The organism is Hydrogenophaga sp. OTU3427 (assembly GCF_038440225.1).
Taxonomy (GTDB): Bacteria; Pseudomonadota; Gammaproteobacteria; order Burkholderiales; family Burkholderiaceae_C; genus Hydrogenophaga.
In genome coordinates, this window is sequence record NZ_JASATI010000046.1 from 1 (window position 1) to 13,129 (window position 13,129).

Sequence of the window (13,129 nt, forward strand, 5' to 3'; positions counted from 1 at the left end):
CATCTGCAGCCAGACCTTATCGGCTCCGTAGACCTGCCAGTTGGCGTGCCACACGCGCTGGATGTCGGCCTTCAAGCCCTCGTCACGCTGGGCGCGTTGACTGCGCAGCTGCGGGTTGCGTCGTCGGGCTGCGTGGCGCCAGTAACACGACGGGGCCATCTGCAGCACCCGGCAGATGGGCTCGACCCCGTAGGCATCACGGTGGCGGTCGATGTAGTTCTTCAAGACTTCAATCGGCGGTCGAGCTCCGCCTGCGCGAAAAACGCGCTGGCCGTCTTCAGGATGTCATTGGCCCGGCGCAGCTCTTTGACCTCACGTTCCAGCTCCTTGATGCGCTGGGCTTCTGACGTGGTGGTGCCGGGGCGCTGGCCGCTGTCGACCTCGGCCTTCTTGACCCAGTCATTCAAGGTCTGCGGCACGCAGCCAATCTTGGGCGCAATCGATTCAATGGCTGCCCACAGCGATGGGTAGTCGGCTCGGTGCTCCTGCACCATGCGTACGGCGCGCTCGCGCACTTCCGGGGAGAACTTCGGTGATTTGTTCATGGCTCCATCTTCTCAAGAGTTGGAGCCTCCTCAAAACCCGGGGCGGTTCAAGCGTACAGCTTGGCCCTGGCCAGAGTCCCGATGGGGTCGGGACCAGTTCTGTGTCTCAGTCGTTGGACTTTTGCTCAGAGAACATGTACTCCGGGTCAAAGTCATGAACTCGAGGCGTTGGCTTGCGGTTGAAAAGCAGGCGCAGTACATCGGGGCGTGAATAGTGACCTGCAGGGTCATAGGCAGCTTTGGTCACGCCAATGAATCCCAGGTCAACGTCGGCATACAGGAGGCCTTCCTCGTTTTCCGGAATCGGCTGGCACAAAGGCTTGGCGTCAGGACCATAAATCATGGCATAACCCCCGCCCTCCAGGAGTAGTTGATTCTTCTGCGGTGTGTCAGCCAGCATCGCCATCATTTCCTTGGACACGATGGCACATGGGGCCAGCACGTAGCAGCTACCTTCGAGGGCGTACACCTGACTGGCCGCGTTATTGGCCTCCGCACTGAGCTGAAAAGCCGCTCCCCGGTAGACAGAGAAGCTCGGCCAAGCCGCAATGTGAATTTGCTCGTGCTGCGAGTACATCGCGTATTTGGTCAAGGGCTGAATGTGCTCTGCACAGCAAAGTGCTCCCATCCGGCCCAGCGCGGTATCGTGAACCGCGATGTGACTGCCATCGCCCTCGCCAAACACAGTGCGTTCTGCGTGTGTGGGCTTCAACTTGCGGCGAGTAGCGACAACCTTTCCTTGGTTGTCAATGATGGCCTGTGCAAGGTACAGCGTGCTTCCGTCTCGCTCGGAGAAACCCAGGACAACATGGATATTGTTCTCTGCTGCGGCATTGACCAGTCGCTCCCACTGAGGGCTGCCAATCACCAGCGCATTCTCGAAGTACCTTTGCACAAACTGCATCCCCCAAGCCGGGGAATCCAGCCAAATCCACCAAGGGTAGCCCGGCAGCCAGACCTCTGGGAAGGCAATAAGTGAGGCTTTGTTGCGTGCCGCCTCTGCAATAAGCTGGATGGCCTTGTCAACCCCTTTTTCGAGGTCTAGAAACACTGGCGCAGCCTGAACGCAGGCTACTTTGTACTGGGTTTGAACGTGCTTGCTCATGGTCAAGGGTGGAAAGGTTGGAAGACAGTTCGATGTAATGCACAGTTGAGCTGGCCGAACTCGGGTGTGGCTCGCGCTTTCCTCCTGTATCAGGCGTGAAAATCAAGCCGCTAGACGGGAGACTGCGTCTTCGTTCCAATGGATGCCGACACCGGGTATGTCGGGTGGTGTCGCCGAGCCGTTGACGAACTTCAGGGGCTCGCGCAGGATGGGCGCGGCCAAGTCCATTCGTTCAAGAAAATGACAAGTAGGGGTCACAGCGAGGAGGTGCACGCTGATTTCCTGGAAAATGTGGCTGGACATCGGAATGCCGTGTGCATGAGCAAGTGCAGAGGCTCTAATCCATCCGGTCACGCCGCCCATCTTCATGACATCTGGCATGGCAAGGTCACATGCGCCTGCCATCAGTGCTTTGTGCATTTCGTCCGGCCCGCACCAGTTCTCGCCCATTTGAATTGGTAGCGAAACTGAGTCGCGAACCTTTGCATGACCCGTGTAGTCTTCCTGCAGCGTGGGCTCTTCCACCCAGGCAATGCCTTCGTCCTTGAGGACGTTGATTCGGCGAATCGCTTCAGGGACAGTGAGGCCCTGGTTGTAGTCAACGAGGAGTTGCGTGTCTGGACCGATGACCTCACGAAGCGCTCTGACCACTTTGATGTCTTCCGCCAGCGTTGCATAGCCAATCTTTGTCTTGATGGCCGTAAAGCCCTCAGAACGTGATTGTTGGGCTCTCTTCACACCGAGCTCAACACCATCCATGCTGTGGCTGTCATACGCCTTGATAGGGCGAATCGTGCCCCCTAGCAATTTTGCCAACGGCAGCTCTTGCGAGACCGCAAGTGCATCCCATACAGCCATGTCAAGGCCTGAGCAAGCCATCAGTGCTATGCCAGTCTTTCCCAATAGACGAAGGCGTTGGGAGAAGAGGGTGTCAAGGTCGAAAGGTGCGAGAGGCTTTCCCTCGATGAGCTTGCCCAAAGACAGCACCATCTGACGTGTCGCCTCTAGCGCTGCTGGTGTGTATGTGAAGAGGTATGAGCGCCCGACCACTCCCGAAGATGTGGACAGGTCAATCAAGACCAGCGGTGCAGTCGCCACGATGCCGACGGAGGTCCTGACTGGAAACTCCAGTGGAACGTTAACTGACCGAGCTGTAACGTCAGTGATGGTGATGTCCATAGAGAGTTTCCTGTCAATTGTTCGACTTCAAGCCAATCTCTTGCAACGAGTGAACATTGCTCGCCCCAAGGAGGGTCATCGTTCTTGTCAGTTCTTTGGACAGAAGTTGCAAGACGTCAGCGACCCCTTTTTCACCATCGACTGCCAGGCCATAAAGTGCTGGCCTCCCTATCAGAACGGCGTTGGCTCCCAGTGCCAAGGCCTTGGCGATGTCGGTGCCGCTTCGGAACCCACTGTCAATAAGTACAGGAATCTCGCCGTTGACTGCAGATACGATGGCAGGCAGGCTGTGAATGGTTGCCGGCGCTGCGTCGAGTTGACGACCACCATGGTTAGAAACAATCAATCCATCAACCCCACGCTGACGGGCGGTTTTCGCGTCTTCTGGGTGCTGAATACCCTTCAGGAGAAGCGGGCCGTCCCACAGTGTTCTCAACCATTGAAGGCTTTCCCAAACCATTGAGCGGTCCATGGTTCGATTCAGCAACGCTGCCTGAGCCTGGGCCGAGCCTTTTCCTTCAACCTCCGCCAAGTTGACGAACTCGGGTGCGCCAGCGGTTGCTGCTCTCGCAAGCCATGCAGGGTGCAAGAGCATCTCCAGCGCTGTACTCACTGTGGGTCTGAAGGGAAGCTTGAAACCGTTGCGCTCATCTTTTTCACGATAGCCACTCACGGGCACATCAATGGTCAGTACGAGTGCTTCGCTCCCGAGCTTTTTGGCTCGACGCACGAGCTGTTCCGCCATGCTTCGGTCGCCCATGACGTACAGTTGCAACCAAGGTGCCGTGGCTGCAGTGGCAACCGCTTCGATGCGCGAGTTTGATGCCGTGGACTGCATGAACGGCACGCCAAGAGCCTTTGCCGCCTTTGCGATGAGAACGTCTCCTTGTGGACGCACCAGACCATTGAGTCCCATGGGGGCAACTGCGTACGGATGGCTCCAGCGGCTGCCAAAAATTTCAACAGACGTGTCAACCGTGGTCGTATTGCGCAAGACCCGCGGTGTCAATACGCACTCGTCCAGAGCACGGCGGTTTCTGGACAGCGCGAGCTCTCGCTCGGCGCCGCCGTCCACGTAGTCCCGGACAAATCTCGGCAGCTTCTTTCTGGCTGCCTTCTGATAGTCGTCAACGTTCAACAACATGCGCCAGCCCTCCTACTTACACGAGAAGGCTTGGTAGCCACAATGACAGGGCGGGGAACGCGCAAAGGATGACCAGTCGAACGACATCCGCAGCAATGAACGGCATTGTTCCGCGGTAAATTTTCCCGAGTGGAATCTCCCGCGCAATCGAGTTGATGACAAACACGTTGATGCCGACAGGCGGGCAAATCATCCCGAATGTGACAGCCATGACGATGATGACGCCGAACCAGACAGGGTCGAAGCCGAGTTGAACCATGGCTGGAAACACGACTGGGACGGTCAGAAGAATCATGGCCAATTCGTCCATGACCGCGCCCAGCACCAGGTAGCCCAGCATGACCAAGGCAAGCACGCCATAGGGGCCAACCGGTAGATGGACCAGGAAGTCGACCGCCTTCTGCGTGAACTGCGTGATGGTCAGGAAGTACCCGAAAAGAAATGCCCCAACCACAATCATGAGAATGGCTGATGAAACGCGTAGGGCGTCGATAAGAGCAGACCGAATCGTTGCCCAGCGCAGTTGGCCTCTGGCTACGCCTAGGAACAGGGTGCCCATGGCGCCGACTGCAGCAGCCTCTTGTACGGTGAACCATCCACCGTAGATGCCGCCCAATACAAACATGAACAACAGAATTACGGCCCACAGGTTTTTCAGACTTGAGAAGCGTTCAGTCCATGTGTGTTTTTCACCCACCGGCAACATGTTTGGGTAACGAAGCGCAGTGATGTGCACAACTATGGCATAGCCGACGACTGCCATCAGACCTGGCACGATACCGGCTGCAAACAACTTGGTGATATCTGTATCGGTCATGATTCCGTACAGAACGAAGATGACCGACGGTGGAATCATGATGCCCAAGGTGCCGCCCGCAGCGATGAGACCAGCAGAGAAGCCCGGGTCGTATCCAGCCTTGCGCATTTCAGGCAATGCCACTTGAGACATGGTTGCGGCAGTAGCTACTGACGAACCATTGATGGCGGCAAAGCCTGCGCAGGAGGCGATAGACGCCAATGCCAGACCACCTTTGCGGTGGCCAAACCACGCTCTTCCAGCCGTGAACAGTTCGTTGCTCATTCCTGCGCTGGACGCAAATGCACCCATGAGAATAAACATTGGTATCACAGCGAGGTCGTAGTCCGTTACCACCGACAGTGGGACGTTGGCCAGCAGATTAAAAGCTGCCGTCCAGGTGGAGAGCATCCCAAAGCCCAACACACCCACGACTCCCATAGCAATGCCAATTGGTACTCGCAAAACCATGAGAACGAGCATCAAAACGAAGCCCAAAAGGGCAACAACATCACGCTCCATGGGGCGCCTCCTCTTGTTCTGGCAGGGCAGTAGAGTTACGCCACATTTGAATGACACGCACGGTGGAAAGAATGGCTGCTGCTGTGGCTCCAACAGCTGATACCGTATAGAACCATTTCATGGGCAGCAGCAGGTCAGATGTAGCTTGCTCACCCGTCCCACCTACTTTTACCCACACCATCCACGCCAAAGGGCAGAGGAAGGCAAAAGTCAGAGTGGTAGCGAGCATGTCTACTCGCACCCGGTTTCTGGGACCGAGGTACTCCCACAGCGCGTCGACACATATGTGCCCGCCGCGGTAGGTTGCGATAGCAATGCCCCAAAAGATGGCAATGCCCAACAGCAGCCTTGAACCGTCATACCAGTCAGGCACCTGTACGGACATCACGTTCCGAACCACCACGTTTGTGGCGGTCAGAGCGCAAATTGCCAACAGGAAAAAAGCAGCAACTGACTCAGTTGCATCTAGAAGCTTTTTCATCTTCTCAGTACGCGGCTTTACGGTTCGTGAGTTCGCGTTTGAGGTCATTCAAAACCTCTGTCGGGTTCGCGCCGGCCTTTTGAGCGGTTTGCGACCACTGCAGCGTGACAGGTTCAACAGCCTTCTTCCAGGTTTGAACCTGTTCTGGTGTCAGTTTCACGATGGTGTGGCCGGCTGTTGCTGCCAGCTTTGCTTCACCAGAGTCTTCGGCTCCGCCCCAGCCTTCACCAACTTTGGTTGCCCATTCGTTATTGCAGTGGTCGTTGATAACCTTTTTCTGGGTGGTGGACAGGCCGTCAAACCAAGGCTTATTGATGACCCAGACAAACGACGCTGCGTACAACTTGGCGTCCAGATGGAACTTCACTGCCTTGTCGATGTTGAACGAAATCAGAGAATCCCAGGGAAAGGTGATGGCATCGGCGACGCCCTTGTCCAATGCGTCCCGAGACTCAGGCGCTGATACTTGAACGTTGCTCGCTCCCAGCGATACCATGGTTTGTGCAACCGTACCGTTGGCTGGGCGAATCTTCATGCCTTTGATTTGAGCCGGGTCGGTGATGGCCTTCTTCGAGTGAAGCGTGCCGATGTGGATGTGAGCAAAGCAATACTTCACGTCCTTCATTTCTTTTTCTGCGTGCTTGCGATACCAAGCATCAACCGCAGCGGAGCCCTGGCCAGGTTGAGAGATAAGGAACGGCAACTCGCTTGCCGAGAAGATAGGGAACCTTGATGCTTGATAGCCCGGGCTCACCCAAGTGATTTCAGCGATGCCATCGCGGGCCATGTCGTAATGGTCTGCCGCCTTGCCAAGTTGCTGGGCAGGGAACAGAGAAACCTTGATGCTTCCTTTGGAGGCAGCCTCCACAGATTTAGCCCAGGGTTCGATGCTGGTCTTGGCCAGTGAGTGCTGTGCGGGCACCCAAAAGCCAAACTTCATCTCTACTTGCTTTTCTTGGGCGTGTGCCAAATGCGTGAACGCGAGTGCCACGGTTGCGCTGGCAATCAGCGTCATCTTGTTTGTTTTCTTCATCGTTGTCTCCTATGTTTTCCTGGGTGGGTTGGGGTTAAGTGTTCAACTGCGTCAGGTGCGCATCTCTGTTTGTTTGGTCCGGCGGATGAATCGAATGGGTTGCTCTTTGAGCGGAGGTGGGGGCAGACCCAATGAACGAGCCAGCGCTCGTCCTTCTGGGTCAAGCAAGGCTGCTTCGCGCGCCGTGCGCACGCGGCGAATCGCCTCGTCGAGGGAGAAGCTGCCGCGCTTGTTGAAATCCAGCATGCCATGAAAATCCGTAAGTACGGTTTTCAGGCTTCTGTGGCCACGTTCGCTTGTTCCGCCATAACCCTTGACCAAGTTGCCGCAGAGGGCCAACTCGTATGCGAGTTGTGGGCTCTTTCGAATTGCGACTCGGACGGCTTCAAGCCACTGCTCGATTTGAGATTGCTCAGCTTCGAAACGTGAAGTCCGTCGCCGCCAGTTGCGTAGGGCTCGCAATGCACAAAGGGTAGTGAATCCCCAGACGGTGTCGGTTCTCACATGAAGCCCGAAGCTGAGCTTGTGCGCTTTGTGCTCCAATGACTTCTTGACGCGATTCGCAAGGCCTGTCGGAAGAACAGAGCAAATCTCGTCAAGACCTGGCTTCAAAAATTCCGTGAGCTGAATTGGTTCACCTGCTTTTGCCCCAACCTCTTTGCGTACACGTTCCAAACGGTCTGCTCTGGTTTTGAGGTCAGCAACCCGAATGACGTCCTCATACGCCATCCACAAGGCCAGATACCTCGCCACTTCGGTCGAAACCGGGTAATCGCCGCCGCCACTGCGCTCCAGTTCAACGATGGATTCGACTCGGTCTAGGTAGGTATCGGCATAAGCCTTGTCTAGATAGTCGGTGGTAAGGTCGACGCCATGTTGGACGGTCACGCGCATAGGTTCGGGAAGTGCGGAGACCCTGGCCACGTAAGCTCGAGCGGTTACTTCCTTACTGGGCGAGTCTTTTTGCGGAGTCGGCGCCGTTGTGACGTATTCGAAGCCCGCTGCAAATCCTTTCAGACTCGATTCGACGGCCTTACCCGAGTCGCGAATTGCCTTTTCACAGACCTCACGTGAGAAAGGTAGCACTCCACTACCCGCCATCGCGCCGAACATCACTGTGTTGATGACCGTGCCATGCTTCCACGCCAACGCTCTCATGTCGAACAGATGGCATGACTGCGACAGTTCATTGGCCGCCTTAACTACTCGGCTACCGTCGTAACGCCCGTCACCCATCGCAGACTTTTCTGAAACCGAATACTCGCGATGTGTTGACGCCACCAATGTTGTTCGTTGCGGATGGACAAAGCCACCCTGGAGCACGCGCCCCGCCTCCACAAGCTCCGAGGCCGCAACGATATCAACGTCACCCTGACTTGGGGTCAAGCTGAAAATTGGCTCACGGCCACCCAGCTGTGAGCGTGGCACCGGCAGAATTTCAAGGTAGTAGTTCGTCGCACCGGTACGTTGGGCGACGCCTGGAACCGAAGTGCTTTGAACTGGATAGTCGAGTGCTTCTGATGCAGAGATGAGCCAGTCAGCTAGCACGCCGCCGCCTTCTCCGCCCATTGCTGCCACGAGTACCGTGACAATCTTCGGTGCTTCAGTTTTTGTGTTCATGCTTTGAGTTCCTCAGCGGCGGAGACACTGCGTTTCCCAGCCATTGCACGAATCACCCCTTGCCGCAGGCGGTTCATGAACAGTTCAAAGCTAGTGGCGTTTTGTACGATTTCAGCTTTGAAGAACGATGGGCAGAGGGCAGAGGCATGTGCGTTCTCACCGCACAGACCGCAACCGACGCAACCCTGATTCACCGTCGCGACTGGGTCCTGCCGGAGTGGACTAGGGTTGGGCTTGATGGTGAGCGATGGACAGCCGGACAGGCGAATGCAGGAGTGGTCTCCGGTGCAAACGTCGTCGTCGATTCCAAACCGAGTACGTACGACACGCTCACCGCGTTTCAACTTCGCGGCATTGATTGGTTTGATTCGGCGTTGCCGTTCCAGCTGACATTCACCGTCGGCGATGATGACTTTGAGGCCACCTTCCTCGGTGGTCATCGCCTCCATCAGCGTGTCACGCATCTCGCTCACGTGATAGCTCGTAACCTTACGAACCCACTTCACTCCAACACCGTGAAGAGCTGCCTCGATGTCAAGCGTTAAAGGCTTTGCTGCAGGCTGCGTGGGCGAAGACGGAATGGCCTGTGTACCCGTTGCAGACGTGTAGCCGTTCTTCAGAATCACCAGAACCGAGTCCTGGTTGTTGTACACGGCGTTGACCACGCCGCTGGTAAAACCGTTGTGCCAGAAGCCACCATCACCCATGACACTGATGACCCGCTTGTTCATCAATGGGCCTACCCCGGATGAACTGGCCAGCCCAAGGCCATAACCCAGGACAGTGCTTCCGGTGTTGAAAGGCGGGAGGGTCCCAAAGGTGTGGCAGCCGATGTCTGCGCTCACGTGAACGGTTCCCAGTTCCTCTTGCATCAATTTCATTGCTGCAAAGACAGGACGTTCAGGACATCCGATACAGAAACCAGGTGGACGTGCCGGTACAGGTGTTCCCAGAGCGTTCACTGCACGAGGTTTCAGTTGTGCCAGAGGAGCTGCCGAATCAACAACCTCCTGAACACCAACCTCGGAAAGGTTAGTCGGTGCTGCTTGACGCACGAATTCGGCAATTGCCTTGGTAAGCACTTCGCCGGTGTACTCACCAGCCATCGGGAAGATGTCTTTGCCATGCAGTCGCGTGCCGCTGTTCGCCCTTCGCAAGATGGCCTGAAGAGCATCCTCCATATAGTTCGGCTGCCCCTCTTCAACCATCAGAACTGCTCGCTTGCCATCGCAGAAGTTGATGAGTTCTTCCGGTACCAGCGGGTAAACCACGTTCAAGACAAACAGTGGAATCCGAGAGGTTCCGAAGGTGTCGGCAAGTCCAAGTTGCTGGAGCGCTCTGATGGTTCCGTTGTAGAGGCCTCCTGGTATCACCAAGCCAACGTCAGAGCAATCGCCCTCGAAGTGCTCGTTGAGCTTCTGAGACTTGATGAATTCAATGGCTGCCGGCCAACGAGATTCGACTTTCAGTCGCTCATGCGCGTAAATGGAGGGCGGCAGGTTGATGTTGGAGAAGTCGAATTTCGGCTGAGAAATCGTTTCCCTCGTGGAGATTTGAGGTGCACGGTTGTCCTTGCAGACGAATGAGCCATGCACATGACACGCCCGAATGCGAAGCTGAAGCATCACAGGCGTATGACTGGCCTCGGACAATTCAAAGCTTTGTTCAACCGCATTTACGATGGATGTGAGGTTGGGACGAGGGTCCATCAACCACATTTGTGACTTCATCGCGAAGGCGTGTGTGCGCTCTTGAATGATGCTCGAGCCCTCGCCGTAGTCTTCGCCCAGAATGACCAACGCACCACCGACCACGCCAGCTGAGGCTAGGTTGGACAGAGCGTCCGAGGCCACGTTCGTACCGACGGTTGACTTCCAGGTTACTGCGCCGCGCACTGGATAGTTGACAGAGGCGCCCAGCATGGCCGCAGCACCTGCTTCAGAGGCGCTGTTCTCAAAGTAGATGCCGAGTTCATCCAAGAGCTCTTTCGAGTCTCCCAGGACATCAATCAGATGCGAGACGGGGGCACCTTGGTAGCCGCCGATGTAACTGACACCGGACTGCAGCAGGGCTTTGGTCACTGCGAGGATGCCCTCGCCGTGAAATTCTTTGCCAGCGCCAAGCGAGAGGCGCTTGACCTCTTCGGCGAATGAACGCTCCATGCTTTCTTGTCTCCTGTAGAGGCGATTTGAGTGCCTCTGCGTGTTGGGTTTTGACCTTCAAAAGGTCGGCGTGCTCATGAGTTGCGGTTAGCTTATGGGTGGTTTCAAAATTAACCTATCAATGCAAACGCTGTTACATATCTAAAATTTCGATATTCTGGGTGCGGTGTTAAAGCCAGTTGTGAGCTTGCGTCTACCGAGTGCTGGCTGTATCAGGTGCTGCTAAGTAGGGTGCGAATGTGAGCCCAATCAACTCTTACAAAGTCTCTGCTGGCTGTCCGCTGAAGGGCCCCGTCTCTGAACAACCGTGCGATGACCCGGCTTGCGGTCGCGTGATTGATATCAAGGATGTCTGCCATTTCATAGCGACTGGGAAGCCAACAAACCTCGGTTTTTTCCGGGTGTAGCTTTTTAAGTTGCTCTATCAAAAGCAGCACCTTTTCGTCTGCTCGCGCCCCGTGGAGCTGCACTTTGAACTGTGTTGCTTCAAAAAGAAGTCGAGAGACCGCTGCGTTTGCCCACTGCATCAACGAAATTTTTTGTGTAGGGTCCGTTGCTGATGACACTGTGATGACCTCGACTACCGCATCGGTGCATACTCTGGCGTCAAAGCCTCGTGGCTGCCGCAAGAGGGTTTCGTGGCCTAGGACTGCACCTTGGCCAAGCAAATGAGTGATGCACCGGTCTCCTCTTTCGTTGACGCTTTCGAGGCACACAATGCCTGTCCTAATGTGGAAAAGCTCAGGCGAGCTTTCCCCTTGCTGGTACAGGTAATCTTGGGCAGGAATCCGTGTTGACTTCGCAAAGTACATGGGCTTGTTCAGACAAGTAGAAATGGACACTGTTCATTTACGACCCCATTGACCAAGAATCCCAAGCAAGTTTGTCGCTGCCTCGTTCGCCCCTCTACTCACAAGACCATGGCAGAAAGAACTTTGAACCCTCATTCGCGAAGCGAATGAGGGTTCAAATTGACGTTGACTTGTCTTTTTAGACCTTGGGCGCGGGGAGAAGACCGATAAGTGTTTCAATCGCGATACCGATTGCCAGCAGACGCTTGTCGCTACCCACTGGCCCGTCAAGCGCCATGCCAACTGGCAGTCCGTCCTTGTTCAGCCCAATGGGAAGAGTGATGCCCGGCAAGCCAGTCGTGCTGCCGGGGTCACAATTGCGAATGAAAGTCAGGAACTCATCAATTGGTTCACCACCATTGATGGTCACTGTTGAGGTGCCACGCACTGCGTCGATTGGCACTGCCGCCAGTGGCGTTGTCGGGAACCAGATTGCGTCGATGTTTTGGTCTGCAAAGTACGCGTCGTATGCGGCCCTCATCTGAGGGCGATACACGTTGATGGCATCGGGGTATTCCGGGCCGAAAGCGTCGGCAAGTACCGCCTGAAATGCAGACCGAACCTCAGGATTCGCTGCTTGCTGAGCGATGGTCTCCAAGGTCAGGTTTGAGGCTCCGCTTGCAGCCAGATACGCTGGAAGGTCACTACGCGCTTCGTGCAGCACAATGGGGAACCCAGTCTTCGCGAGCAAATCGCGAATCGTTGGAAGTTCGGCTTTGACAAAAACAACACCCGCGGCCGAGAGCTTGGCTTTGGTCGCCTCCATCATGGACGCCACCTCGTTGTCGACCAGGTCCCAGTATGCTTCGGGAATGCCGAATCGCAGGCCTGAGAGCGCTACTGCTGAAGGTCGCGCGGTACCGGTGATGACCGAGTCGATGAGCGCAATGTCTGCCATCGTTCGGCCAATGGGGCCAACGGTGTCACGGGTGTGGCTCAGGGGAATAACGCCTGTACCGCTATAACGTCTTTCGGCTCCACCGTTACCAACTGAGGGCCTGAGTCCGGCGACGCCATTCAAAGCCGCAGGAATACGGACTGAGCCTCCTGTGTCTGAGCCCAGACCGACCGGTGCGATGCGAGAGCCAACAGCGGAGCCTGTGCCACCAGAGGAGCCTCCGGGAATGTGGGTCGACTTGTAGGCGTTTCGAGCTATTCCGGCGAAGGGGGCAAAGTTCGTGTTCGTGATGCCAAAGGCAAGTTCATGGAGGTTTGCCTTGCCAAGAATGATGGCCCCGGCGTCGAGAAGCGGCTGAAGTACAGCAGCATTTCCGTTCGGACGGAAGGTCGCCATGCTGGGAGTGGCTCCGGTTGTCGGGAGGTCCACGGTGTTGATATTGTCTTTAACCACAATGGGCAAACCAGCAAGTGCGCCCAGGGTTTTGCCTGCCTTGCGTTCTTCATCAACCTTTTTGGCTGCGGCTATGGCTGCATCTGTGTTCAGTGTGATGAATGCACCTAGACCCGAGAGCTGTTGAGCTCTTGTCAGGCAGGACCTGACGTAGTCCTCGGCACTCAAGCGGCCCGCAGCGATAGAGTCAACAACTTCGGTTGCCGTAAGCGCAGCCAAGTCTTGCGACCCAGCATCTGTGTCACCGCCTCCACAAGCGACCATCGCCCCACCCATGGTTGGTATTGAAGTAAGCAGCGCCGTGGACTTCAGAAAGCCGCGACGGTTCGTTTCAAATTCT

10 protein-coding genes, 1 pseudogene and 1 other annotated feature are annotated in these 13,129 nt (G+C 55.9%); all 11 genes and pseudogenes read right to left on the reverse strand.

The features are described from left to right. Positions 1–545: pseudogene (locus tag AAHB17_RS20135) on the reverse strand (transposase); the annotation flags it as partial. Further along, positions 151–267: a sequence feature (AL1L pseudoknot), on the reverse strand. Its footprint overlaps the pseudogene before it by 117 nt. 106 nt (positions 546–651) lie before the next feature. Then, positions 652–1,650, reverse strand: coding sequence for a carbon-nitrogen hydrolase family protein (locus AAHB17_RS20140; protein WP_342132654.1), 999 nt, complete (start codon positions 1,648–1,650; stop codon positions 652–654). A gap of 102 nt (positions 1,651–1,752) precedes the next feature. Further along, positions 1,753–2,829, reverse strand: coding sequence for an enolase C-terminal domain-like protein (locus tag AAHB17_RS20145; RefSeq protein ID WP_342132655.1), 1,077 nt, complete (start codon positions 2,827–2,829; stop codon positions 1,753–1,755). A gap of 13 nt (positions 2,830–2,842) precedes the next feature. Beyond that, positions 2,843–3,973 (reverse strand): alpha-hydroxy acid oxidase, encoded by a 1,131-nt coding sequence (locus tag AAHB17_RS20150; RefSeq protein WP_342132657.1) that lies wholly within the window; start codon positions 3,971–3,973, stop codon positions 2,843–2,845. A 16-nt stretch (positions 3,974–3,989) separates the two neighbouring features. Beyond that, complete coding sequence (locus tag AAHB17_RS20155) at positions 3,990–5,291, reverse strand: TRAP transporter large permease (RefSeq protein ID WP_342132659.1); 1,302 nt, start codon at positions 5,289–5,291, stop codon at positions 3,990–3,992. Continuing rightward, the gene (locus AAHB17_RS20160) at positions 5,281–5,772 is read right to left on the reverse strand and encodes a TRAP transporter small permease (RefSeq protein ID WP_342132660.1); all 492 of its coding nucleotides are present in this window, start codon (positions 5,770–5,772) and stop codon (positions 5,281–5,283) included. The genes AAHB17_RS20155 and AAHB17_RS20160 overlap by 11 nt, the downstream gene beginning before the upstream one ends. 4 nt (positions 5,773–5,776) lie before the next feature. After that, complete coding sequence (locus AAHB17_RS20165) at positions 5,777–6,805, reverse strand: TRAP transporter substrate-binding protein (RefSeq protein ID WP_342132661.1); 1,029 nt, start codon at positions 6,803–6,805, stop codon at positions 5,777–5,779. Between the two features lie 51 nt (positions 6,806–6,856). Then, entirely contained in the window at positions 6,857–8,425 is a 1,569-nt protein-coding gene (locus AAHB17_RS20170; RefSeq protein ID WP_342132662.1) for an indolepyruvate oxidoreductase subunit beta family protein, read from the reverse strand. After that, entirely contained in the window at positions 8,422–10,587 is a 2,166-nt protein-coding gene (locus tag AAHB17_RS20175; RefSeq protein WP_342132663.1) for an indolepyruvate ferredoxin oxidoreductase subunit alpha, read from the reverse strand. The genes AAHB17_RS20170 and AAHB17_RS20175 overlap by 4 nt, the downstream gene beginning before the upstream one ends. Before the next feature lie 212 nt (positions 10,588–10,799). Then, on the reverse strand, positions 10,800–11,399 hold the full coding sequence (locus AAHB17_RS20180) for a Crp/Fnr family transcriptional regulator (protein WP_342132664.1): 600 nt from the start codon (positions 11,397–11,399) through the stop codon (positions 10,800–10,802). A gap of 178 nt (positions 11,400–11,577) precedes the next feature. Continuing rightward, positions 11,578–13,053: an indoleacetamide hydrolase gene (gene iaaH, locus AAHB17_RS20185; protein WP_446719634.1), complete on the reverse strand. Its 1,476-nt coding sequence runs from the start codon at positions 13,051–13,053 to the stop codon at positions 11,578–11,580. Between the last annotated feature and the right edge of the window lie 76 nt (positions 13,054–13,129).

Coding starts and splice junctions, on each gene's coding strand:
- AAHB17_RS20170 (WP_342132662.1), bottom strand. CDS start 8,425: ATGAACACAAAAACTGAAGCACCGAAGATTGTCACGGTACTCGTGGCA.
- AAHB17_RS20160 (WP_342132660.1), bottom strand. CDS start 5,772: ATGAAAAAGCTTCTAGATGCAACTGAGTCAGTTGCTGCTTTTTTCCTG.
- AAHB17_RS20140 (WP_342132654.1), bottom strand. CDS start 1,650: ATGAGCAAGCACGTTCAAACCCAGTACAAAGTAGCCTGCGTTCAGGCT.
- AAHB17_RS20165 (WP_342132661.1), bottom strand. CDS start 6,805: ATGAAGAAAACAAACAAGATGACGCTGATTGCCAGCGCAACCGTGGCA.
- AAHB17_RS20150 (WP_342132657.1), bottom strand. CDS start 3,973: ATGTTGTTGAACGTTGACGACTATCAGAAGGCAGCCAGAAAGAAGCTG.
- AAHB17_RS20145 (WP_342132655.1), bottom strand. CDS start 2,829: ATGGACATCACCATCACTGACGTTACAGCTCGGTCAGTTAACGTTCCA.
- AAHB17_RS20175 (WP_342132663.1), bottom strand. CDS start 10,587: ATGGAGCGTTCATTCGCCGAAGAGGTCAAGCGCCTCTCGCTTGGCGCT.
- AAHB17_RS20155 (WP_342132659.1), bottom strand. CDS start 5,291: ATGGAGCGTGATGTTGTTGCCCTTTTGGGCTTCGTTTTGATGCTCGTT.
- iaaH (WP_446719634.1), bottom strand. CDS start 13,053: ATGGTCGCTTGTGGAGGCGGTGACACAGATGCTGGGTCGCAAGACTTG.
- AAHB17_RS20180 (WP_342132664.1), bottom strand. CDS start 11,399: ATGTACTTTGCGAAGTCAACACGGATTCCTGCCCAAGATTACCTGTAC.